Below are 22,734 nucleotides of genomic sequence, written 5' to 3'. Positions count from 1 at the left end.
ATGTAAAAATAAGTACTATAACTTAGTTAAAACCTGCCAAAACGCAGTTTTTGAAAAATAATTACGTATTTATACGTATTTTTTAGATTAAGGAATATTCTGCAGCTTTGTTAGAAAGTTCCATAAGATTTTTTACTTTTAGTTTTTTCATCAGGTTAAAACGGTGCACTTCGGCAGTTCTTTTGCTGATCTCAAGAGCTTCGGCGATTTCTTTGTTTCCTTTTCCAGATAACAAAAGCATTAGGATTTCTTTTTCTCTTTTGGTAATCATCATTTCGTCGCCAAAATTTTGTTTTGCTTCTAATGATGAAGTAGTGTTTGTCAATTGTCCAATTAATATAGAAGAAATATCACCGCTGAAATATTTTCCGCCGGCAGCTACATTGTGTAATGCTTTCAAAAATTCTTCTTTACTAGAGCCTTTTAGTAAATAGCCGTCGGCTCCGGCTTTGATAGATTTTAATACGTATTCTTCAGACTCGTGCATAGACAGCATAATGATTTTTACGCTGTTACCATCGTTTCTAAGTTTTTCTACTACCTCAATGCCGGTTAAGTTTGGCATACGAATATCTACTATAAGTAAGTCTGGTTTGGTTTCACCAACGACTTCTAATGCATCTGCACCATCTATAGCTTCGCCTACAACTTCGATGTTTGCTTCGTTTTCCAGCAGAGATTTGATTCCGTCCCTAACAAAAACATGATCATCTGCCAACACTACACGAATTGTATTATTCATAGTTTACTTAATTTTGATTCTGGATTTTTACGTATATTCATCTACAAAGAAGACGCTAATATACGTACTTTTTTTTATTTTAAATTCTAATTTAGGAAAATCCAAATTCTAAAATTAAAAAATCATTAGAAAATTTGTATAGAAATTTCATTTACGTATAATTTTATCATTTCGAAAAAGGAGAGACCTCGCAAGGGATTCTACAAAGATTTTAGATTTTAGATTTTAGATTGTAGATTGTAGATTTTAGATTTTGGATTTTGGATTTTAGATTTTAGATTTTAGATTTGTTTTACCTAGGCTACGACTTCGCTCAATTTGCCAAAAGTCAGATTAAACAATTTTTGGTAATTACCTAATTACATAATTATCTAATTGTCACATTATCTAATTGCCTCATTATCTAATTATCTCAATTCGCTCATTTAAGAATAGGGATATTAAAAGTAATTCTTGTTCCTTCTCCGGGAATGGAGTTCATGAAAACGCGGCCGTTGATGTATTGGATTCTTTCTTTCATAAATAGAAGTCCCATACCAGATTCGCTGTTGCGTTTTTTGTCTACAGAATTGATATCAAAGCCTTTTCCGTTGTCGTCTACAATGATACTAAGCAATGTAGCGCTGTGGGATAACTGGACAATAATATGCGAAGATTCGGCATACTTAATAGCGTTGTTGATGGCCTCTTGAGTAAGTCTGTAGATATTGATCTCGATTAAAGAATCTAAACGCTGGTCAAAATCGGTTTTGTTGTAGAAAAGGATTTCTTTTCCGGTAAGTTTTGAAAGTTCCTGCGTAAGTTTTGCAAGAGATGAAACAATTCCGTGATCACTTAATTCAGGAGGCATTAGGTTGAAAGTCGCCGTGCGGACACCTTTGATAATATCTAGAGAAAGCTTCTTTAAATATTCAATTTTTTGTTCTGATTTTTCTCTGTCATTAAGATTGATGCTTTCTAAACTAAATTTCAGGCCTGTAAGCATTTGCCCGATTCCGTCGTGAATTTCTTTGGCGATTCGGTTTTGTTCGTTTTCCTGATTCTCAACTATTTTACTTGAAATAATCTTCTGCTGATTGATTTTTTCTGTAGTGTTTTCAAGATTAAGACGTTCCACTTCGCGCTGGGCTCTTTTGCGTTCTGTAATGTTGAAACAGACAATTAAAAGTTCGAGTTCGTCTTTTTTGATCATTACGGGAACCATCGATAAATCGAGCCAGATTTCTGTGTCTTCTTTGGTGATGATTTTGATTTCTCCCTGCCAGCCGCTGCGTTGTTTTTCAAAAATTAGACGGTCAAAATTAAGTTGCTCTTTTTCATCAGTGGTTAGAACTTCGGAGAATTTTTTGGTAGATGAAAATTTGGTATAATTTAGGAGTTTGGCAAATTTTTCTCCAATATGAATTATGGATCCGTCGGGAGCGATTCTGCAATACAATAAAGTGTTTTCCATCGCATAATTAAGCGATTTGAGTTCTTTTACCGAGTTTTCTTTTATTTCGCTTATAATTTCGGTATCGTATGCAAGTTTTAGCGCTTTCTTTTCAGAAGATAATAATTTAGCGATTAACCTTTCGATTTTTTTATTGGTTGGCTTGAAAATGAAGAATAATTCTAAAAGAAGCACCAAAAGGGTGAAACCGAAAATCCAGTATTCTATTCGGCGTTGTTCGGTTACTTTTTCGTGGGCTTCAAGATCGTATTGAGTTACAATCTCATTCATTTTAGCGAGGAAAGCGCCTTCGTTTTCAAGAATAGTCTGAACTAGTTTTTGATTTTCTGATGATTGTTTTTTTTGTTTTAAATTTAATAAAAAAGAATCTGTTGATTGGGCAATTTTGCAAAAAACCGGATTGATTTCTAGATATAGTTTATGAAGGGTTTCACTTTTTTCTTTTGGGAAAGCGAGACTGTCACTTCCATTTTCAAGTGCATTTTGATTTTTTTTCCAAAGGATTAAAACTTCTTTTAAATGCGAAATTTGTTCAGGAGAAACAGTGGCAGAAACATAATGCAAAATCAGGACCTCCTTGACAATTTTCTGGCTCAGCATTCTCTGTTTACCAGAAAAATTGATAATCTTAGAATCGCTTAACTGCTGATTAAGATTGTATTGGACTAAAAATTGACTGATGATTATTGTTAAGGCAATAGTAAGTAATGCAAAAAAATACAAACGTCGTAAATTTTTGAAAGTGATTTTTTCGGCAGCTTCCTGATTGCTTTTTTTCATAATGCTTACAATCCTAATGAAGCTTTTATTAGGTTTAAATTTTCTTCAGAATAATTAATTTTTAAGGCTTCCTGATGTCCTTTATCCGACATTTTATCCCAGGTTTTTTTGATGATGTTTTTTAGTTTTTCTTCATCGTGTTTTTGAACGAAAGGTTCTAAGTAAAATTCTAAAAATACGAGACAAATCACGTCTTCTAATAATTGTGTTTCGGCATCTTTTTTAAGTAATTTTTTTTCGATTAAAAAAGAAACTCTATCAATAAAAGTGGAATCGTAACCGGCTCTTTCTAAAATTTCGGCTGTGGTTTCGGCATGAAATTTCTTCAAATCACCTCGCCATTTTAAATAACCTACACGGTCCATTGGATAGGATTCGCGGGCTACTTTCCAACGGCAGATGTGCTGTGCTTTTGAGGCAATCTGAATTTCTTCTGAAGCATTGGGTTCAAAATGCATCAGTTTTTGGTACATCCTGTTAGAATACAATAATTCTTTAGGATATTCTTGGTTTTGATCGATTTCGATATTTGGATCTTGTGCATTTTCAGCATCAATCCACTCGCTTGCTTTTTGAAAAGGTGTTGTCATTTTTTTGGTCGGATAATAGAATTTCAAAGATACGGAATTATGATTTTTTTTCTGCCGCGAATTCACGAATGATTTTTTTGCTGCAGATTAAAGTTTTTCCGCCACGAATTCACGAATTAAAGCGAATTAGATTAGTGAAATTAATTGCACAAATTGAACACAATAATTCGTGAATTCGTGGCAAGAGAAAATAATCTAATTAATCTGCGAAATCTATGGTTTATAAATTAATCCACAAAGCCGACAAAAACTTCATTCTCAATAATCTTTACAGGATAAGTTGCAATTCGGTAATCGTCTCCGTTTAGGTTAGAACCGTCGATTAACGAAAATGTTTTCTTATGCATTGGGCAGGCAATTTTCGGAATATCGTCTGCAGATCCTGTCATTCCTCTCGATAGTACCATTTCCATTTTGTGAGGGCAGGCATTTTGACAAGCATACCATGCATTGCGGCGTGCAAAATTAAAAATCGCGATTTGTTTGTTTTTGTATTTGATGCAGCCGCCGCGATTGGTTGGAAAATCTTCAATTTTACCTGCTTTGAACCAAATTGTAGCATCACTAGCTTGTACAGTTTCGTATTGGTTTAAGATTTCTTCCATGTTGTTTTTTGTTTTAATTCCTGTTTCTTAGCCCTCTTTTTACAATCAAGAGAGTTATGATGGCGCAGTAAAAAAGAGGGTAAGAAGGACAGCAAACGTTTAATGATATTTTTTTCTTTTTTTGGAGCTGATTTTTTATTTGTTGCGAAGGCGCTAAGGAGCAAAGTTTTTCTTTTTCTTCTTTGTTTTTTAATCTCGCAAAGTCGCGAAGGCGCTAAGTTTTTTTCTTTTTTAATTCTTACAATAAAACTTTACGACTTAGCGTCTTTGCGAGCAATTCAAATTAGTTTTTTATGACCATGCTTTTGGTGCTTTTTGATCTCTTAAAGGCACAAAAGCAATGTTGTCGTCTTTCTCATCAGTATTTACAAAATGATTGAAACGTTTTAATAATCTTGGTTTTTCAAGAACTTGTTTCCATTCGCATTCAAAAGTATTTACCATAGCCTGCATTTCGGATTCTAAAGTTTCGCAGATTCCTAAGCTGTCTTCGATGATCACTTGTTTTAGATATTCTAATCCGCCGTCTAGTTTTTCTAACCAAGTGGATGTTCTAATCAGCGGACCAGCGGTACGGATATAATACATTAAGAAACGATCCATATATTTGATTACGGTTTCTTTATCGATTTTTTCTGCCAATAAAACAGCGTGTTTCGGGTTAGCGCCGCCATTTCCGGCGATGTATAAATTCCAGCCGCCTTCTACGGCAATTAATCCAAAATCTTTGCCGCGGGCTTCTGCGCATTCGCGAATGCAGGCCGAAACACCGCCTTTAAGTTTGTGCGGCGAACGGATTCCTTTGTATCTGTTTTCAAGTTCGATTGCAAATCCAGCGCTGTCGTCCATTCCGTAGCGGCACCAAGCGTTTCCAACACAGCTTTTTACAGCACGAAGTGATTTTCCGTATGCATGACCGCTTTCAAATCCATTATCAATTAAGATTTTCCAGATTTTTGGAAGATCGCTCAAATGCGCTCCGAACAAGTCGACTCTTTGGGCTCCGGTAATTTTGGTGTAGAGATCAAATTGTTTGGCAACTTCGCCAATTACAATCAATTTTTCGGCTGTAATTTCTCCTCCGGCAACTCTTGGAACTACAGAATAAGTTCCGTTTCGTTGGATATTTGCCAAAAACCTATCGTTTGTATCTTGCGTTGTAACATGTTTGTTTGCGGTGTCATTGTAAATACTAGAGAAAATAGAAGCCACAACTGGTTTACAAACTTCGCATCCGTCACCTTTTCCGTGATGATCCAGAACATCGTAAAAATTCTCGTATTTATTGATTTTTACTAAATCGAATAACTCCTGACGCGTGTAGCTGAAATGTTCGCAAATCACTTCTTTTACCTCTTTTCCTAAAGATTTTTGTGCCGCTTTTACCAAATCTGAAACCATTGGTTTGCAACCGCCACAGCCAGAAGTGGCTTTGGTTGCTTTAACAACATCCGAAAATGTCGCACAGGTCTCGTCGAGTATTTTACAGCAGATGGCACCTTTTGTTACGTTTTCGCAAGAGCAGATGACAGCCGTATCTGGTAAATCCATAACGCTGCCCATAGAAGAACCTTCAGAGCCATCACGTGAACCCAGAATCAAATCTTCAGGATTTTTTGGCAGCGCCATTGCATTGTTATAAATCTGAAATAAGGAATTATAATCGCTGGAATCACCGACTAGTATACCGCCCAATAAAGTCTTAGAGTCTTTGGTAACGTTAATTCTTTTATAAACACCGCTTAATTTGTTTTCGTAAATAATTGCCGTAACGTCATTGTTTTCAATGAATGGATCACCAAAACTCGCAACTTCAACACCAATCAATTTCAATTGTGTCGACATATCGATGGTTTCTCTCATGGTTTTAGATCCATTTAAGATTTGCTCGGCGGCCACATCTGCCATTTCGTAACCTGGAGCAACAAGTCCGTAAATGTTTTGATTGTAAAGTGCGGCTTCGCCAATAGCAAATATAGAAGGATCTGATGTCTGCATTTGATTGTTTACCACAATACCGCCTCTTACACCAACTTCCAATCCAGAAACTCTTGCCAGCTCGTCACGAGGTTTAATTCCGGCAGAAATTACGAGCATGTCCACTTTTAGTAATTCCTCATTGGCGAACATCATTCCGGTTATACTTTCTTTTCCATCAATATATTGTGTGGCTTTGTTTAAGTGAATGCCAATATTTAATTCTTCTATTTTAGACTGCAGCATGTCACTCGCGCCTTGGTCCAGCTGTCTGGGCATTAAGCGCGGCGCAAATTCTACCACATGCGGATTCAGCCCTAAATCGCGAACCGCTTTTGCAGCTTCAAGACCCAATAATCCGCCTCCTAAAACTGCGGCTTCGGTTGCGCCTTTTTGTTTTATTTTTTTAGCATACGCCATTATCGCATCTAGATCTTCGATTGTTCTGTAGACAAAAACACCTTCTTTTTCAACACCTTCAATCGGCGGTACAAAAGCAGACGAGCCCGTTGCCAAAACTAAGTAATCGTACGTATGTGTTTTGCCTAAGTGCGTATGTATTGTTTTTTGTTCACGATTAATGTCTGTAATTAATTCAGAAGTATTGAGCGTGATATTATTTTCTAAGTACCATGCTGTTGTTGATAAAGATAAATCATCAGCGGTTTTACCTCCAAAGTATTCACTTAGATGAACTCTGTCGTATGCACGTCTTGGCTCTTCGCCAAACACCGTGATTTGATACTTTTCTTGTCCTGATTTTGCAACGAATTTTTCGCAAAATTTATAACCAACCATGCCGTTTCCAACTACAATTACTTTAATCATGATTTCTTTAATTAAGTATTACTACGCAAATATAAGTATTTATACTTATAAAAATACTTAAAAATAGAATTTTGATTTAATTTGTTGATTTTAAAATCTACGTATAATAGCTTAATCTTATACGTAGTAAGCAGTTTTGATGATTTTTTACGATGTAATTTTTTAAAATTTGAAAAGATTCTAAATAAGCATCTCAAAAAAATATCGTAAATTCATAAGAATTTTACGTTTGTTTTAGTGAAAATAAATATTATAAATAGTGATCTCATGAAAAATATACTTTCAATCTTGCTTCTATTGGTGGTATTATCAGGCTGTAAAACAACGGCAGGCAAGGAATCTAATATAAAATCTTCTGGAATTTCTACAGAAGAAGATTTACAATATTATTTTAAAGCGACCGGAAATGAACCTTTCTGGGCAATAAAAATGGGTAGAGAAAAAATCGTTTTTACCTCTCTTATTCAGGGAAAAGAAGAAATCATATTTACTTCAACAGAGCCAATTAAAGCAATGGATGCGAATGTAAAAATGTACAAGCTAAGTAACGAAAGAACGACTGCAGCAATATCGATTCAGCAGGTAGAGTGCCAGAACTCAATGTCTGGTGCGATCTCTCCTTATAGTGTCAAGGTGGAAATCAAAAATAATACGGAGCTGGAAACTCAAAAACTCAGCGGATGCGGTGCCTATTTTACAGATTATCGACTGCATGATATTTGGGTTTTAGAAGAATTAAATGGATATAAAGTTTTTGCTGCCGATTTTCAGAAAGAGTTTCCAAGAATTGAAATTAATGCTGCAGAAAATCGATTTTCTGGTTATGGAGGCTGTAATGCTATCAGCGGTCAAATTTTCTATGAGAAAGATTTGCTGCGTTTTACAAAAGTAATTGCTACTTTAATGGCTTGCCCTGCGGGGAATAAGGAAGGAGAATTTACAAAAGCGCTTCAAAATACGACGAGTTATTCTATTGAAAACAATCGCTTAACATTGTCTAATCCTTCTGGGAAACTGCTGGTTTTTAGAAAAGTTGATTAAATCAAGAATTTAAAATGTCTTATTATAGTTAGAAAAAAACATATACGGGGTAACCAAGATAAATAGCTGGAATAATTTTGTAAAATAAAACTTATAGAATATTTATTTTACATGAAAAAGATTTTAATGTTATTTATTGCGGTGTCTTTGGCTTACAGCTGCAAATCTACAAAAGCTTCAAATTCTGGTGTTGCAGCAAATGAAACTGCAATCGAAAAAAAATTACAGCAAACTTGGATTTTAGATAATCTGAATGGAAAAAAAGTTACCGAAAAAGATTTTTCAAAATTGCCTGAAATTCAAATGGCTTCCTCTAGTTTTTCTGGTTCAACAGGATGTAATGCTGTTAAAGGAACCTTGGTGTCCAGCGGTGCAGGAAAACTTCAGTTTCCAACGGTTACTTCTGAAACTAAAAAATGTGATGCAAAAAAAGAAGGTGAATTTTTGCAGTTATTGAGAACAACTTCTGGTTATTCTGTTGAAAATAACATCTTGTATCTTTCTAATCAGTTTGGATTGACAATGTCTTTTAAAAAGAAATAAACACAAAAAAGGCTTCGATAAATTTCGAGGCCTTTTGTACATTTTTTTATTTAGATTAAGGAAAGGATCACACTTGAAGAGCTGCAGATGAATTCTCCATTGTCTAAAGGGTATCTTGTGTGATTTCTTTTTTAATTATTATTCTAACAGCTCGTTAGTTTCTTCATTTTCGTCTTTAATAAAATCCAATTCTAAAGCTTTTACACTCTGAACTGCATTTCCTGCAATACCGCGAATAGAACCGTACATTCCTAAAGTATTATGAACAACTTTTTCGATTTGTTTTTCGCGCTGTTTCCAGATTCGCTGCATGGCTCTTTTTTCAGAATCCAGGTCACTTTGCATTTGGGTGAAACCTTCTACAATTCCCTCTATTTGTAAACGGAATTCGTTGCTGGTTAAGAAATCATAGAGCATAGACATTTTATCGCCTTTGTTTTCCTGAGCCTGCACAGCCTGATTGATCTGAATTAAGGATTGGCGCAAAACGGCGCTTAATCCTTTAAATTCTTCATAAGTACAAATCCAAATGCCGTCACGCATTCCCATTCGTTCCATTCCAGAAGGCATTACTTCGGTCACTAAAACACCGATGTTGGCTCTTTTAGTTCTAATATCATTTTTGAATTTTTCGATCCAAGAAGGCTGAAAAGCTTTTGTTCTCTTACTTTCATAATAAATAGAACCGCAGTTTTGATGTTCGCGCGTATTGACAATTTGAAGGCAGTCGGCACCATTGGCGCCTTTTTTAATTTCGTCAATACTATCCAGAGGAAAGTTGTTAGCCAGCCATTCTTCAATGGCCAATTCCATTACTTCACCTTGCAATTGCATAGAACCTTGTTCCTGCTTGCGTTTCATTTCTTCGGTCAGCTTTTTTTGTTCTTCGAGCTGTTTTTGAAGTTCTTTAAATTTCAGTTCGTTTTTATCGTCTTCCTGTTTTCTGATTTTTTCGCGTTCCAAAGTCAATTGTGCGTTTAATTGCTTTTCTGCTTCGGCTTGAATCGCATCTTTCATTTCTAGTTTTTCGCGCTGCAATTTGGCGATTTCACCTTCCATTTTATTAAGCTCTCTAATTTTTTCAGACTTTTCTGAGAGTTCTTTTTCCATTAAAAGTAAACGATCTTTGTTTTCTTCTTCGAGTTTGGTTTTCAGTTTTGCACCAATTTCTTTTTCAGCGGCTTTTTTTTCACGTTCCAAACGTTCAGCAAAAAGTTCGTTTTCCTGCTTTTTCTTCGCTTCAAATTCGGCTTTGGCTTTTTCGAGTTGTTCGTTTTTAAACTCTAATTCCTTGTTTTGGATAGTAGCCTTTTGTTGAAATTCTTTGCGGATAGTATCTTCCAGCTGATGTTTTAAAACATCATTTACATCGATAGGGGTTCCGCAGTTTGGACACTGAATTGAAGATTGCTCAGCCATTTTTATTGAATTGTATTATTGAAGCATTATAATTTGCTAAGGTATTTAAAAGTTCTCTCTTTATGATACGGATTTCTGTACTAAATTGTAACGAATTTTTGCTATAGCCACAAAGACACTCAGGCACAAAGTTTTGTTTCACGCAGATTTTATAAGATTTAAGCAGATTGAATAGATGATTTATTCGATTTATTAAAAATGAAATTTGCTAAATCTGCTACAATCTGTAAAATCTGCGTGAAACAAAATCCTTAAAATCTTTTTAATCTGTGGCAAGTACCACTTTGTGTCTTAGCGTCTTTGTGGCAATAAAAACCCAACCGCTGATTGCGTAATTTCAGAATGATCGTCTTTTGAAGTTATTAAAGAAACATCTGTATAAAGATTTACTTTTTTTAATTCCATAAAACCAATTTCTGGATCCAGATTATTTCTGGCAATGTTTGACGGAACAATCGAAATTCCTAAGCCGTTTTTGACTAATTGAATAATGGAATTGATATTATTGGCTTCATGAATAATCTTCGGTATAAAGCCATAAAAAGCGCAAAGTTCTAATAAAACATCGTGATAATGCGGCGCGTAATCTTTGTTAAAAAATACAAACGTTTCTTCTTTTAGTTTTAGAATCTCATTTTCTGATTTTATCTCAACCGATTTTTTATTGTAAACCAGTGAAAATCCATCTTTAAACCATAAATAGGATTTTATTTTTGGGGAATGTATAGGCGAGCGAATAATTCCCATTTCGATTTTTCCCTGTTCGAGAGCATCAATTTGTTTGGTTGTGGAAACTTCAAACAATTTAAAATTGACATACGGAAACTGTTTTTTTAGATGTTTAATTAAATCTGAAATAACAGCTGAATAAATTGAGCCGATGTAAGCGATTCTGAATTCGCCTGAAACGTTCTCTGCAATTTTTTTTGTTTTTAATGAAATTCGTTCCAGATCTTGAAAAAGTGTTTTTACTTCTTTTTCGAAATATTTTCCGGCTTCGGTCAATGCTACTTTTTTATTGTTTCGGATGAAAAGCTTTGCCTGCAGTTCTTCTTCCAATTCAATTATTTGACGGCTTAAAGGAGGTTGTGATATAAAAAGTTTTTCTGAAGCTTTGGTAAAGTTCAGTTCTTCGGCTACAGCCAGAAAATATTTTAGATGACGTAATTCCATGATACTTTTAAAGTATAGATAAATGACAAAATAAGTATTTTTGAAGTATATATCAAATTAATAGTTTTGGTAAAAAATATATGTTCTCGCAGATTTGGCAGATTGAGCAGATTTTTTGTTAGATATGAAATGAATAATCTTTCTAATCTGCGGCTAAAAAAATATAGGCAATACAAGAGAAAATCTGCTCAATCTGCCAAATCTGCGGAAAAACCTAAAAAACAAAAACTATGAAAAAATCAACTATTGAAGAAATCAGAGAACGTTTTGATAATGATGTCGAACGATTTTCAAATTTAGAAACGGGTCAATTGTCTACAATTGATGCTAAGATTTCTTTAGAATTAATTACAGATGCATCCAAAAGAATTGTACCCAATGCAAGTCACGTTTTGGATATTGGCTGCGGCGCCGGCAATTATACTTTAATGATGTTGTCTAAAGTTTCCAATTTAAACTGCACATTGGTCGATTTGAGTCTGCCAATGTTAGATAAAGCATTTGAAAGGGTTTCTGAAGCAACAAATGGAAAAGTAGAAGTAAAGCAGGGCGATATTCGTGAAGTTGCTTTAGAAGAAAATAGTTTTGATATTATTTTGGCCGGAGCGGTTTTACATCATTTAAGAGACGACGAGGATTGGGAAACGACTTTTACCAAAATATTCAAGTTGCTAAAACCAGGAGGTTGTTTTATGATTTCTGACTTGATTACGCAGGATACTGATTTGTTAAATGAATATACCTGGCAGATTTACGGCGAATACTTAGAAGGAATTGGCGGAGCAGCGTATCGTCAAAATGTATTTGATTATATTGCCAAAGAAGACACGCCAAGATCTATGAATTACCAATTGGATTTGATGAAAAAAGTTGGTTTTTCTAAAGTCGAAATTTTACACAAGAATATGTGCTTCGGTGCTTTTGGAGGAATTAAGTAATAAGCTGATCGACTGATTTATGTATTTGGTCGGTTCTTAGTTTCGATCGGTATAATAATTGTTTTTTGAATCTAAAAAAGCTGTTGATTTGTATTTTCAAATTTACTTTCATTTCATACTAGTACTATTTACAGATGAGCAATAATCAGCAATGGAATCGCAGGAGTTTTCTCTTTACAATGAGTGGAGCAGGAGCAGCTTTAATGTTAAATCCGCTTATTTCTTGGGCGGCGACAGATCCAGATCCGAGAATTGCAGCTATTGTTGCCAGAACATTCGGAATCGATACGCACAATCATGTTGATGTTCCTTTACTAAAATCGGAGCTTCCGGGCCCAAAAGTTGATTTAGCAGGTGAAATGAAAAAATCTGGTTTATCGGCTATTTGCATGACGTTTGCGGTTGATTATCAAAAGTTAATTAATCCTGGAGATGCCTACGAAAGATTTTTAAATGGTCTTAGGGCTATGGATGAAATTTTGAAAGCGAATGATATGAAACGTGCGCTTAATTATGCTGATTTACAACAAGCTCATAAAATCAAAAAGCCAATAGTGATTCAATCTGTTGAAGGAGGGCATTTTTTGGAAGGCAAAATCGAGCGTCTGCAAACTGCTTATGACATAGGTTTAAGACATTTGGGACTGCTTCATGATAACGATGCTTCGGTGCCTCTTGGGGATATTTTTACAAAAACACCGCAATGGGGCGGACTTACCACTTTTGGTGCTGCAACAATTAAGGAATGTGAAAGATTAGGGATTTTGGTGGATTTGTCGCATTGTGATAATAACACAATTAACGGCGCATTAAAAATTGCCCAAAAGCCTGTTTTGGTTTCTCATACAGGATTAAATACTCGTTTAGGAAATAATGAGTTTATGTCTAAAATGATGATGCCAAGACTTATCAATAAAGAACAGGCAAAAATAGTGGCTGATAACGGCGGTGTAATTGGCGTTTGGACTCATCTTGCAGATTCTCCAACAGAATTTGCAGCTAATATTAAAGCAATGGTTGATGTCGCAGGAATTGATCATGTTTGTATTGGAACAGACACTAAATTAACTCCGGCATATCGTTCTCCAAATGACAAAGGATGGGGGCAGGAAGGCAATAAAAAACCGCAAGGGCAAGATGGTGCTCAGAAAAAGGAGAATGAACAAAAAGGTCCTGGCGGTAAAAAGCAGGGCAGTGATGAGACTAATCTGGCTTGGGGAGAATCAAAAGCAGGTTTTTATTATACTGTTGTAGAAGCTTTATTAAATGCTGGTTATAAAGAAGAAGAAATTGCAAAAATTGGCGGCGGTAATTACTGCCGAATATTTGATGCAGCAACAAAAGGACATTAAAAGAAAAAGCCGTTAAAATTTTTAACGGCTTTTTTGCAGCTATAAAATTTGAGCTGTTTTATAAACTTGAATTGGACTGGCAACTAAAGTTTCTGTTTTTTGAATGAATTCCTGAAGATACGACTGGCTGTTGTGGAAATCTAAACCAACTTGGTCTTTCCATTCTTCCCAAATTATAAAAACAGTATCGGTGGTATGCAAATCGTAACGAATACAGGCATCTTCTTTTCTAGTTTCGGTAACCAAATGCGTCAGCATATTTTGAACTTCAATTAAATTCTCAGGTTTGCTTTTTAAAATTGCTGTGATAGATATCATAATTATAAATTTTTAAAAGTTTGCTCTAAATGTTTAGTGTAATTCTCCTTAAAGATAACTATATTTTCTGGTGTAGCGCCTTTCTCAACATCATGAAAATGAAATCCGTTTATGCGTTCCATTCCAGTGAATTTGTTCATTTTATGAAAGCCGAACATTACGCCATCGTCTACAGAAGTTTCTTCAAAGAATTCTCCTGGAAGTGTAAAAGCGGCTGCGGGCGCATTCCAGCTTGTGGTAAGCATGTATTTGCGTCCGTGCAAAAGTCCGCCGGTTCCGTAATTGATGTCGGGGTTTACACGGCTCCTGCCGTCGCTTTTGTAGATTCCGTTGTTATGTCCCTGCGTGAAAACATCGTCGATATATTTCTTGAAAAGATTCGGAATCTGAAACCACCAAACAGGTGTGTGGTAAATGATTACATCTGCCCAGACGAATTTTTCAACTTCTTCCTGAAGATCAATTTCGTTTTCGATATGCGTTGTTTTTATTTCGTAATTATTGTTTTTTGAAAGAAATTCAACTGTCCAATCTTGAACGGTTTTATTGAATTGTCCTCCTGAATGTGCGAATTTTTGTCCGCCGTTGATTATAAATATCTTTTTCATTTTAACTGTTACTTCTTTTGAAAACGGATGTGTGAGGGATAGAGGCGGTATCTCCCGATTTAGAAAAACAAGGCTTTTTAGCCGTAGTTTTTGTTAATCGGGAATTTAGCCGAAAGCCCGACCCGGAGGGGCACACACAAATATTAATTATTTTACTTTAGAAATGGCCTGATTGATAAAATCTAATTCTGAAGCAGATAAATCGAAATCCATTGCTTTTGCGTTAGAAATGGCTTGTTCGGCATTTCTTGCTCCAGCTAAAACTATCGAAATTCCTTTTTGTAAAGTCGTCCAGCGTAAAACTAATTGTGAAATTGAAATGTGTTTGTCGTTTGCCAGTGAACTCAATTCTTCGATTAAGGTTTTTACTTGCTGTAAGTCGAATTTTCCGAAATAACCATTTCTGTGATCGTTTTCTTTTAGTTTGCTGTTGGTGAAATATTTACCTGTTAATAGACCTCTTTCCATTGGACTGTAAGCAATGATTCCGATGTTTTCTGCTACGGTGAACGGGATTAAATCGGTTTCAATTGCGCGGTTCAGCATACTGTACGCCACTTGGTTTGAAGCGATTGAAACTGTTTTTTGCGCTTCCTGAATTTGTGCAATACTATAGTTACTTACTCCGAAAGCTTTAATTTTTCCTTGCTGAATCAGTTTTTCAACGGCTTCCATAGTCTCAGAAATGGGAGTTGTAACGTCTGGCCAGTGAATTTGCAATAAGTCGATATAGTCAGTTTGAAGACGCTTTAAACTATCTTCGATTTCTTTGATTACGTTTTCTTTGGATGAATATTTGTAAATCGGCACTTTTTTTCCATTATCATCAGCATCAAAAAAGAAATCACCTTTTCCGTTGTTGCTGCCATCCCAAACCAATCCGAATTTTGTTAACAGCTGTACTTTAGAACGATCTACACTTTTTATGGCTTCGCCAATCATTTCTTCGCTTAAACCAAATCCGTAAAAAGGAGCGGTGTCGATTGTAGTAACGCCGTGGTCGATTGAAGCGCGAATTGAATCGATTGAATCTTTCTTTTCGGTACCGCCCCACATCGTTCCGCCAATGGCAAATGCACCATAAGTTATTGCTGATAATTCTAATTCTGAACTGCCTAATTTTCTATATTCCATGATTGTGTTTTTTTCTGTTTAAAATTGATAAGGCAAAATTATACTGTTTTTAAGATTCTTATTTGGTATATATTTGTCTTTTTTAGGTATATTTGCATCTTCAAATAAATTGCGATTATGAAAAAAGAAAATTTATACGAACCTTTTACAGTGTCTTTTGAAACGCTGAATGAATATCCAGATGTGGGCGATCGTCATAATTTTTTCGAACTGGTTTATATCTTAGAAGGAACTGGTTCTCAATGCATCAATAAGAATATTTTCAGCTACGATCCAGGGCATTTGTTTTTATTGACGCCGGAAGATTGTCATAATTTTACAATCGAAACCAAAACGAAATTTTTCTTTTTACGATTTAATGACATTTATTTGAAAAACTCAAGTCTGCAGAATGAAAATATTCAGCGGTTGGAATATATACTTCAAAATGCGAATCATCAGCCGGGCTGTATTTTAAAAAATGAGCCTGATAAATGTCTGGTAAAAGTTATGGTCGAAGCGATTTGCCGTGAGCATCAGGATAAGGATGTTTACAATCAGGAATTGATTCAGCAGCTGGTAAATACGTTGATTATTATTGTAGCGAGAAATATTGCGAAATACCTTCCGGAACAGGTTTCTATTAATACAGAAGCTAAAGCGATGGATATTCTGCAATACATTCAGAATAATATTTATTATCCTGAAAAGATTAAAGCAGAATCGATTAGTGATTATTTCGGAATTTCGAATACGTATTTAGGACGTTATTTTAAGAAACATGCCAGCGAAACGATGCAGCAATATATCAGTAATTACAAAACGAAATTGATTGAACATCGATTGCAATTCAGCGATAAACGTATTAATGAAATTGCGTATGAGTTTGGTTTTACGGATGAAAGCCACTTTAATAAATTCTTTAGAAAGCAAAAGGGGTATAGTCCCTCTGAATTTAGGAAGACGATTCGATTGAGTGCTTAGTTTTTTTAGCCACGAATTCACGAATTTTTTGTTTTTGCCACAGATTGAATTGATTATAGAGGATTTTTTTTTAAGAATAAATCCGCGCAATCTGCTACATCTGCGTGAGAAACAAACTTTTGTTAGCCACGAATTCACGAATTTTTTTGTTTTTTGCCAATGATTAAATGAATTATAGAGGATTTTTTAATTTCACAAATTTGAGATGAAAAAAAATCTGCTCAATCTGCTTAATCTGCGAGAGAAATAAACTTTTGTTAGCCACTAATTCACGAATTTTTTATTTTTTGCCACAGATTGAATTGATTATAGAGGATTTTTTTTAAGAATAAATCCGCGCAATCTGCTAAATCTGTGTGAGAAACAAACTTTTGTCAGCCACGAATTCACGAATTTTTTGTTTTTTGCCACAGATTGAATTGATTATAGAGGATTTTTTTTAAGAATAAATCCGCGCAATCTGCTAAATCTGCGTGAGAAACAAACTTTTGTCAGCCACGAATTCACGAATTTTTTGTTTTTTACCACAGATTGAATTGATTATAGAGATTTTTTTTTAAGAATAAATCCGCGCAATCTGCTAAATCTGCGTGAGAAACAGACTTTTGTTAGCCACGAATTCATGAATTTTTTGTTTTTTGCCACAGATTGAATTGATTATAGAGGATTTTTTTTAAGAATAAATCCGCGCAATCTTCTAAATCTGCGTGAGAAACAAACTTTTTTTAGCCACTAATTCACGAATTTTTTGTTTTTTGCCACAGATTGAATGGATTATAGAGGATTTTTTAATTTCACAAATTTGAGATAAAAAAAAATCTGCTTAATCTGCGAGAGAAAAAAAGTCCTTTCAAATCCGCGTTTTCACGAAGTGAATCTGCGTCATCAGCGTGCTTCAACTTTCTTTTCCAACAATAAAATCAAAGTGTTCGATTTTACCGGACTTTAGATTATTTATTTCATTGTGAATTAATTCTTCTAAAGAATCGGCAACAATGTTTCTGTCCCAAGATTCATTTTGGAGTTCTATAATCTGACCGTATTTTCCTTTTGATGCAGGATCGGTATCAAACAGCAAATAATCTCCATTTCTTCCTGTAGCAAACGGAATCCATTTTGGATTGGCGTAATTGTTTGTGTTGATTTTTTCGAAGTCTATTTCTTGTTCTGGAAGATCATCTTCATCAAATTGCAGCTCCTGAATTGAATTCCATTCTTCAGCAATATCTTCAAACGGAATAAGTTCGTAACTCCAATTGTTTACTCCAAACTGAAAAACGGATGTTACGGGATCGTAATCGACATTTTGAATTTTGTAAAAGTTTACTAATGCCGATGGTATTTTAATATCGTCTTCTAAAGTGCTGTGTTCTTGAATGTCTTCTGTAGAAATTCCGTCGGTTAAATTATAATAAGCGTTGTTTGTGGAGACAATTTTATTAATTTCAGAAATCCATTCCTGCCATAGAGGCTCCAACAGTTTGAACTCTTCGTCTACAATTGCTTTGGTCTTTTGGGGTTTTTCTTCTTCTTCGCGGGCAGAAATACTTAGACTTGTGATTTTGCCATCTTCTTTGTCAAACCAAACACTGATTCCGTTGAGGATAAAAGCACCGCTTCTGTCGCCTTTAAAAAGTTTTACGAGCTGGTTTTTATTGTTTTCGTAGTATTGAAATAATTCTTGTCCGTCAAAAATAAATTCTCCTGTAAAAATGCTTTTTGCGCAGTAATCATATTCTCGAACTTCAAATTCAATCGCAAGACTTTCGACTTCTTTTCCTTCTTTAGAAAAAGCCATTATACCTTTGTCATCCCAGGTATAAATGTGGTTGTATTGTTTTTTGATGTATCTGCAATCTCCTAAAGCTTGTTTTAAAACTGATATATCAATCGGAAATTCGATGTTTGTATTGTTAATCTGAAAGCCGGTTTTTGATAGTTCAAGTTTTGTCATTTTTGCTTTTTAAGAATTTTTACAACTAGATTATTTTCTTGATTACACGAAGTTTATGTGTGTGTTTGTTAAGTTCAGGATTATAAATTCCGGTATGGTCTAAACGGTCTATACGAACTTTTCCACTTGCGTGAATGATGTAATTGTTGTCCATTATGATGCCGACATGATTAATGTTTCCTTCGTCATTATCAAAGAAAGCCAAATCGCCTGGTTCGCATTCTTCAATGAAACTTAACGGATCGCCCTCAAGCGCTTGCTGTGATGCATCGCGGTGAATTTTGTAACCATTCAATTTGTAAACCATTTGCGTGAAACCCGAACAATCGATTCCGAAAGGTGTTTTACCGCCCCAAAGATAAGGCGCGTTCAAATACATAAAAGCAGTTTTAATAAGGGCGCTTTTAGGTTTGATGCCGCTGGTTTTGGTTCCTTCAAATTCAAAGCTTGAAGTGTTGATTTCGCTGTTGTTTAAAAATGATAACGAAGCTCCTAACGGAATTGGAAGCAATAAATTATTTGATCCGGTTATGTAATCAATTAAATCAGCGTTTAAGATTATCGCTTCTTTGCTTAATTGATTAAATTGTTCCTGAGAAATAACCTGATATTGTTTGGAATCGACCCAGCCTTCGTAGTCGTCAAACTGAATTCTTATTTTAGCCCACTGATTTTGGCGTTCTAAAATTTCGATGTGTTCGCCAAACAAAAGCTGCGTAACGATTTCACTTCTGTCGCTTGGCTCAGATCGAACAGGGACTATGGCTAGATTGCAAATTCCGAACATGTATGGAAATTTATAGGTTGAAAAACAGGAGTTTTTAGATTATAACTCCTGTTTTTTATTGATATTGTTTTAAGCTCTTTCGATAACAATTGCCGATGCGCCGCCGCCGCCGTTACAGATTGCTGCTGCTCCGGTTTTAGCATTGTTTTGTTCTAAGACATTTAGCAGTGTTACGATAATACGAGCGCCAGAAGCTCCAAGAGGATGTCCGAGAGATACTGCGCCACCGTTTACGTTTACTTTAGTGTTATCTAGATTTAAGATTTTTGCATTGGCTAAACCTACCACAGAAAAAGCTTCGTTGAATTCGAAATAATCAACATCTGAAATGGAAATTCCAGCTTTATCCAAAGCTTTTGGTAATGCCTTGGCAGGGCTTGTAGTAAACCATTTTGGTTCCTGCGCGGCATCTGCATAACCTTTTATGTAAGCTAAAGGTTTTAAACCTAAAGCATTTGCTTTTTCTTCTGACATTAAAATTAAAGCAGCCGCTCCGTCATTGATTGTTGAAGCATTTGCTGCGGTTACCGTTCCGTCTTTTGTAAAAACTGGGGACAAAGATGGAATCTTGTCTAATTTAACATTGGTATATTCTTCATCTTTTGAGAAGATAATCGGTTCTCCGCGTCTTTGCGGAACTTCTACAGGAACTACTTCGTTGTCAAATTTTCCTGCATCCCAAGCTTTTGCGCTTTTTTCATAAGATTGAATGGCAAAATTATCTTGTTCTTCACGGCTTATTTGGTATTCAGACGCACATAAATCAGCGCAAACTCCCATTGCGTTGTTATCGTAAGCATCTGTTAAACCATCTTTCTGCATTCCGTCAAGCATTGTTGCTGGTCCAAATTTGTTTCCAGCACGCATTTGTACATAATGGGGAATCAAGCTCATGCTTTCCATTCCGCCGGCAACTACAATTGCAGCGTCTCCGCAGGTAATTGCCTGAGCTGCCAACATTACTGCTTTCATTCCAGAAGCACAAACTTTATTTACGGTTGTAGCGGCAACTTCTTCAGATAAGCCCGCAAAAAGTGCTGCTTGGCGTGCTGGCGCTTGTCCAACGCCGGCCTGAATTACGTTACCCATAAAAACTTCATCAACTAATTTTGGGTCTAGGTTAATTTTTTGAAGTGCGCCTTTAATAGCGGCAGCACCTAATTTTGGTGCGGGTACGGTAGATAAACCTCCCATGAAACTTCCGATAGGTGTTCTAACGGCAGAAACGATAACAACTCTTTTGCTCATGTTCTGTGTAATATTAGTTAATATAGTTAATAAGCAAATTTACTGTTTATTTGAATAAATTCAAATTTTGGTTTAATTCGAGCTGATTTTAAATTAAGATGAAATTTTTATTAATTCTATTTGTTTGATTGTGAAGTCTTTTTGAAAAAAGATTAAAAAAAGTTGAAAAAAAGCTTCAAAATACTTGTGAGATATGGAATGTTGTCTTACATTTGCAACCGCAAAACAGAACACGTTTCTTGAGCTTGGAGAGGTGCCAGAGCGGTAATGGAGCAGATTGCTAATCTGTCGACGGGTAACCGTCGCCAGGGTTCGAGTCCCTGTCTCTCCGCTTAAATTTTGCCTCGGGGTGTAGCGTAGCCCGGTTATCGCGCCTGCTTTGGGAGCAGGAGGCCGCAGGTTCGAATCCTGCCACCCCGACTGTTTTTTGATAGTTTTTTCAATATAAAAAACTTTATTTTGGTTCCATAGCTCAGCTGGATAGAGCAACGCACTTCTAATGCGTAGGTCGAAGGTTCGAATCCTTCTGGGATCACATCAAAAGCCACTCAAATCGAGTGGCTTTTTTGTTTTAATAAAAATCTAACCCGATCTTCAGATTTTTAAAAACTTTATCAAACAGTCGGAGAATGTCACAAAAATCAAAATCTATTTATACACTGCAATTTATTTTGCTTTGTTTGAGTTCGCTTTTATTCTCGTCAAGCTTTAATATGATAATTCCAGAGCTTCCGAACTATTTAAGCAGTTTAGGAGGCGCGGAGTATAAAGGATTCATTATTTCGCTGTTTACTCTTACCGCGGCAATTTCGCGCCCGTTTAGCGGTAAACTTACCGATAAATGGGGACGCGTTCCTGTAATGGCTGTAGGATCTGTGGTCTGTCTTATTTGCGGGTTTTTATATCCAATATTAAGTTCAGTTGCAGGATTTCTTTTTTTACGTCTCGTTCATGGTTTTTCCACAGGATTTAAGCCTACTGCAACCTCTGCTTATGTAGCTGATATTATTCCGAGGGAACGTTGGGGAGAAGGGCTTGGTATGCACGGATTGTGTTTTAGTATTGGCGGCGCTTTAGGACCTGCATTGGGTGGTATGGTGGTTAATGCTTACGGAATTGATATTATGTTTTATAGTTCGTCGTTTCTTGCTTTTTTATCAATTGTAATTGTGATGAACATGAAAGAGACTTTGGTTGAAAAAGAAAAACTCCAGAAATCGATGTTTTTAATCAGTCGAAAAGATATTATAGATATTGGTGCACTTCCTGCAGGAATCATAACTTTTTTCTCTTATACGGCTTATGGTTTGGTTTTGACTTTGATTCCCGACTGGAGTGAACATCTTGGTGCAGAAAATAAAGGCGTGTTTTTTACTGCTTTTACCATTGCCTCAGTTATGGTGAGATTTGGTGCCGGAAAGGTTTCGGACAGACACGGGCGTGTAAACGTTATACTTGCGGGAATGATTGTAATTGCGGCTGCTCTTTTAGTAATTAGTATTGGAGAAAGTATAACGATACTTTTAGCAGGAGCGTCACTTTATGGAATGGGAGCGGGTATTTTATCGCCGGCCATCAATGCGTGGACTATTGATTTAAGTGATCCTGCACATCGAGGAAAAGCAATTGCAACCATGTATATTTCTATGGAAGTGGGAATTGGATTAGGCGCGTTACTTGGGGGAAGTTATTATAGCGATCAAATTATGAGGATTCCTCAGATAATGAAAATAGACATTTTGGTGTTGATTCTAGGGATTGCCTATCTTTTATATTGGAAAAGAAAGTATTCGAAACAGAAAGTATCGTAAGCTAAATGTTTTCCTTTTCTAGGAATCACAAAAAAATGATTTTCACGGCAGAAATTTTATAGACTTGGCTGTGGAATAAATCATGAAAATATAAATATTTTGCATCGAAAATGGGTTATTGTCCAGCTGCTGGGTAGTAACCCAATTTCGTCTTTGTGCAGTTTATTTCCATTATACCTGCCTGTGTTGTTTTTTTGTTTTTAGATAAATACTCCTGTCAATGTGGAAGATTTAGAATTTTACCCATCAAATTATCTAAAATATTTTACTGCCTTATTTCGGTGATAAAATTCTGTAAAAAACCTTGCGAAAACAAAGTTAACAACCGATTGTATTTTGATTTTAGTCAGCAATAAAAAAAACTTTTTTCTGATCGGTGTAAGTAAAACTTCATTTCGAATCCTCATCATTTATTTTTAGTAGTTAAAAACTTATTTTTTACAACTTCAAATAAGATTTTACTCAAAAAA

General features: G+C 35.6%; 19 protein-coding genes and 3 tRNA genes. 9 read left to right on the top strand and 13 right to left on the bottom strand.

Annotation, left to right across the window (positions count from 1 at the left end; all coding sequences use genetic code 11):
* Positions 1–82: 82 nt before the first annotated feature.
* The 5 genes from C4F50_RS16840 to nirB form a co-directional block, all read right to left on the bottom strand.
* Positions 83–742, bottom strand: coding sequence for a response regulator transcription factor (locus C4F50_RS16840; protein WP_194139819.1), 660 nt, complete (start codon positions 740–742; stop codon positions 83–85).
* 421 nt (positions 743–1,163) lie between these two features.
* Complete coding sequence (locus C4F50_RS16835; RefSeq protein ID WP_194139818.1) at positions 1,164–2,975, bottom strand: PAS domain-containing sensor histidine kinase; 1,812 nt, start codon at positions 2,973–2,975, stop codon at positions 1,164–1,166.
* Between the two features lie 5 nt (positions 2,976–2,980).
* Positions 2,981–3,565, bottom strand: a complete 585-nt coding sequence (locus C4F50_RS16830; protein WP_194139817.1) for a DUF4202 domain-containing protein — start codon at positions 3,563–3,565, stop codon at positions 2,981–2,983.
* A 227-nt stretch (positions 3,566–3,792) separates the two neighbouring features.
* Positions 3,793–4,170, bottom strand: a complete 378-nt coding sequence (gene nirD, locus C4F50_RS16825) for a nitrite reductase small subunit NirD (protein ID WP_194139816.1) — start codon at positions 4,168–4,170, stop codon at positions 3,793–3,795.
* A 291-nt stretch (positions 4,171–4,461) separates the two neighbouring features.
* Complete coding sequence (gene nirB / locus C4F50_RS16820; RefSeq protein WP_194139815.1) at positions 4,462–6,975, bottom strand: nitrite reductase large subunit NirB; 2,514 nt, start codon at positions 6,973–6,975, stop codon at positions 4,462–4,464.
* A gap of 267 nt (positions 6,976–7,242) precedes the next feature.
* On the opposite strand from nirB, the gene C4F50_RS16815 reads away from it, so the two are divergent.
* Together C4F50_RS16815 and C4F50_RS16810 are read left to right on the top strand one after the other, a co-directional pair.
* Positions 7,243–8,016 (top strand): META domain-containing protein, encoded by a 774-nt coding sequence (locus C4F50_RS16815; RefSeq protein WP_194139814.1) that lies wholly within the window; start codon positions 7,243–7,245, stop codon positions 8,014–8,016.
* Between the two features lie 111 nt (positions 8,017–8,127).
* Entirely contained in the window at positions 8,128–8,559 is a 432-nt protein-coding gene (locus C4F50_RS16810) for an META domain-containing protein (protein ID WP_194139813.1), read from the top strand.
* Positions 8,560–8,697: 138 nt separating this feature from the next.
* On the opposite strand, the gene C4F50_RS16805 is transcribed toward C4F50_RS16810, so the two are convergent.
* Positions 8,698–9,978, bottom strand: coding sequence for a DUF2130 domain-containing protein (locus tag C4F50_RS16805; RefSeq protein ID WP_194139812.1), 1,281 nt, complete (start codon positions 9,976–9,978; stop codon positions 8,698–8,700).
* A 291-nt stretch (positions 9,979–10,269) separates the two neighbouring features.
* Positions 10,270–11,151, bottom strand: coding sequence for a LysR family transcriptional regulator (locus C4F50_RS16800; protein ID WP_194139811.1), 882 nt, complete (start codon positions 11,149–11,151; stop codon positions 10,270–10,272).
* 230 nt (positions 11,152–11,381) lie between these two features.
* Between C4F50_RS16800 and C4F50_RS16795 the strand changes: the two genes are divergently transcribed.
* Both C4F50_RS16795 and C4F50_RS16790 read left to right on the top strand, forming a co-directional pair.
* Positions 11,382–12,089, top strand: a complete 708-nt coding sequence (locus tag C4F50_RS16795; RefSeq protein ID WP_194139810.1) for a class I SAM-dependent methyltransferase — start codon at positions 11,382–11,384, stop codon at positions 12,087–12,089.
* A gap of 134 nt (positions 12,090–12,223) precedes the next feature.
* Positions 12,224–13,441: a dipeptidase gene (locus C4F50_RS16790; RefSeq protein ID WP_194139809.1), complete on the top strand. Its 1,218-nt coding sequence runs from the start codon at positions 12,224–12,226 to the stop codon at positions 13,439–13,441.
* Between the two features lie 39 nt (positions 13,442–13,480).
* Here the strand turns inward: C4F50_RS16790 and C4F50_RS16785 are convergent, their stop codons facing one another.
* The 3 genes from C4F50_RS16785 to C4F50_RS16775 all read right to left on the bottom strand — a co-directional run bounded on the left by C4F50_RS16785 (position 13,481) and on the right by C4F50_RS16775 (position 15,501).
* Complete coding sequence (locus C4F50_RS16785; RefSeq protein ID WP_194139808.1) at positions 13,481–13,759, bottom strand: putative quinol monooxygenase; 279 nt, start codon at positions 13,757–13,759, stop codon at positions 13,481–13,483.
* Positions 13,760–13,761: 2 nt separating this feature from the next.
* The gene (locus C4F50_RS16780; RefSeq protein ID WP_194139807.1) at positions 13,762–14,367 is read right to left on the bottom strand and encodes an NAD(P)H-dependent oxidoreductase; all 606 of its coding nucleotides are present in this window, start codon (positions 14,365–14,367) and stop codon (positions 13,762–13,764) included.
* 147 nt (positions 14,368–14,514) lie between these two features.
* Positions 14,515–15,501: an aldo/keto reductase gene (locus tag C4F50_RS16775; RefSeq protein ID WP_194139806.1), complete on the bottom strand. Its 987-nt coding sequence runs from the start codon at positions 15,499–15,501 to the stop codon at positions 14,515–14,517.
* 117 nt (positions 15,502–15,618) lie between these two features.
* Between C4F50_RS16775 and C4F50_RS16770 the strand changes: the two genes are divergently transcribed.
* Positions 15,619–16,464: an AraC family transcriptional regulator gene (locus C4F50_RS16770; RefSeq protein WP_194139805.1), complete on the top strand. Its 846-nt coding sequence runs from the start codon at positions 15,619–15,621 to the stop codon at positions 16,462–16,464.
* Positions 16,465–17,359: 895 nt separating this feature from the next.
* Here the strand turns inward: C4F50_RS16770 and C4F50_RS16765 are convergent.
* The 3 genes from C4F50_RS16765 to C4F50_RS16755 all read right to left on the bottom strand — a co-directional run bounded on the left by C4F50_RS16765 (position 17,360) and on the right by C4F50_RS16755 (position 20,453).
* On the bottom strand, positions 17,360–18,418 hold the full coding sequence (locus C4F50_RS16765; RefSeq protein WP_194139804.1) for a DUF7738 domain-containing protein: 1,059 nt from the start codon (positions 18,416–18,418) through the stop codon (positions 17,360–17,362).
* A gap of 25 nt (positions 18,419–18,443) precedes the next feature.
* Complete coding sequence (locus C4F50_RS16760) at positions 18,444–19,205, bottom strand: C40 family peptidase (protein WP_194139803.1); 762 nt, start codon at positions 19,203–19,205, stop codon at positions 18,444–18,446.
* A 69-nt stretch (positions 19,206–19,274) separates the two neighbouring features.
* Positions 19,275–20,453, bottom strand: a complete 1,179-nt coding sequence (locus C4F50_RS16755; protein WP_194139802.1) for an acetyl-CoA C-acyltransferase — start codon at positions 20,451–20,453, stop codon at positions 19,275–19,277.
* 247 nt (positions 20,454–20,700) lie between these two features.
* Between C4F50_RS16755 and C4F50_RS16750 the strand changes: the two genes are divergently transcribed.
* From C4F50_RS16750 to C4F50_RS16735, 4 genes are all read left to right on the top strand, one after another.
* Positions 20,701–20,784: transfer RNA gene (locus C4F50_RS16750), tRNA-Ser, on the top strand.
* A 14-nt stretch (positions 20,785–20,798) separates the two neighbouring features.
* Positions 20,799–20,873 (top strand) — tRNA-Pro (locus C4F50_RS16745).
* Positions 20,874–20,914: 41 nt separating this feature from the next.
* Positions 20,915–20,988, top strand: a tRNA-Arg gene (locus tag C4F50_RS16740).
* 94 nt (positions 20,989–21,082) lie between these two features.
* A complete protein-coding gene (locus C4F50_RS16735) occupies positions 21,083–22,264 on the top strand; it encodes an MFS transporter (RefSeq protein ID WP_194139801.1) in 1,182 nt (393 codons plus the stop codon).
* The last annotated feature ends 470 nt before the right edge of the window (positions 22,265–22,734 follow it).

It is taken from the genome of Flavobacterium hungaricum, from assembly GCF_015182285.1.
GTDB classification, from domain to species: Bacteria; Bacteroidota; Bacteroidia; order Flavobacteriales; family Flavobacteriaceae; genus Flavobacterium; species Flavobacterium hungaricum.
The sequence above is the reverse complement of the archived record's forward strand: the minus strand, read 5'-3'. Positions and strand labels throughout refer to the sequence as shown.

Coding starts and splice junctions, on each gene's coding strand:
- C4F50_RS16840 (WP_194139819.1), bottom strand. CDS start 742: ATGAATAATACAATTCGTGTAGTGTTGGCAGATGATCATGTTTTTGTT.
- C4F50_RS16835 (WP_194139818.1), bottom strand. CDS start 2,975: ATGAAAAAAAGCAATCAGGAAGCTGCCGAAAAAATCACTTTCAAAAAT.
- C4F50_RS16830 (WP_194139817.1), bottom strand. CDS start 3,565: ATGACAACACCTTTTCAAAAAGCAAGCGAGTGGATTGATGCTGAAAAT.
- nirD (WP_194139816.1), bottom strand. CDS start 4,170: ATGGAAGAAATCTTAAACCAATACGAAACTGTACAAGCTAGTGATGCT.
- nirB (WP_194139815.1), bottom strand. CDS start 6,975: ATGATTAAAGTAATTGTAGTTGGAAACGGCATGGTTGGTTATAAATTT.
- C4F50_RS16815 (WP_194139814.1), top strand. CDS start 7,243: ATGAAAAATATACTTTCAATCTTGCTTCTATTGGTGGTATTATCAGGC.
- C4F50_RS16810 (WP_194139813.1), top strand. CDS start 8,128: ATGAAAAAGATTTTAATGTTATTTATTGCGGTGTCTTTGGCTTACAGC.
- C4F50_RS16805 (WP_194139812.1), bottom strand. CDS start 9,978: ATGGCTGAGCAATCTTCAATTCAGTGTCCAAACTGCGGAACCCCTATC.
- C4F50_RS16800 (WP_194139811.1), bottom strand. CDS start 11,151: ATGGAATTACGTCATCTAAAATATTTTCTGGCTGTAGCCGAAGAACTG.
- C4F50_RS16795 (WP_194139810.1), top strand. CDS start 11,382: ATGAAAAAATCAACTATTGAAGAAATCAGAGAACGTTTTGATAATGAT.
- C4F50_RS16790 (WP_194139809.1), top strand. CDS start 12,224: ATGAGCAATAATCAGCAATGGAATCGCAGGAGTTTTCTCTTTACAATG.
- C4F50_RS16785 (WP_194139808.1), bottom strand. CDS start 13,759: ATGATATCTATCACAGCAATTTTAAAAAGCAAACCTGAGAATTTAATT.
- C4F50_RS16780 (WP_194139807.1), bottom strand. CDS start 14,367: ATGAAAAAGATATTTATAATCAACGGCGGACAAAAATTCGCACATTCA.
- C4F50_RS16775 (WP_194139806.1), bottom strand. CDS start 15,501: ATGGAATATAGAAAATTAGGCAGTTCAGAATTAGAATTATCAGCAATA.
- C4F50_RS16770 (WP_194139805.1), top strand. CDS start 15,619: ATGAAAAAAGAAAATTTATACGAACCTTTTACAGTGTCTTTTGAAACG.
- C4F50_RS16765 (WP_194139804.1), bottom strand. CDS start 18,418: ATGACAAAACTTGAACTATCAAAAACCGGCTTTCAGATTAACAATACA.
- C4F50_RS16760 (WP_194139803.1), bottom strand. CDS start 19,205: ATGTTCGGAATTTGCAATCTAGCCATAGTCCCTGTTCGATCTGAGCCA.
- C4F50_RS16755 (WP_194139802.1), bottom strand. CDS start 20,453: ATGAGCAAAAGAGTTGTTATCGTTTCTGCCGTTAGAACACCTATCGGA.
- C4F50_RS16735 (WP_194139801.1), top strand. CDS start 21,083: ATGTCACAAAAATCAAAATCTATTTATACACTGCAATTTATTTTGCTT.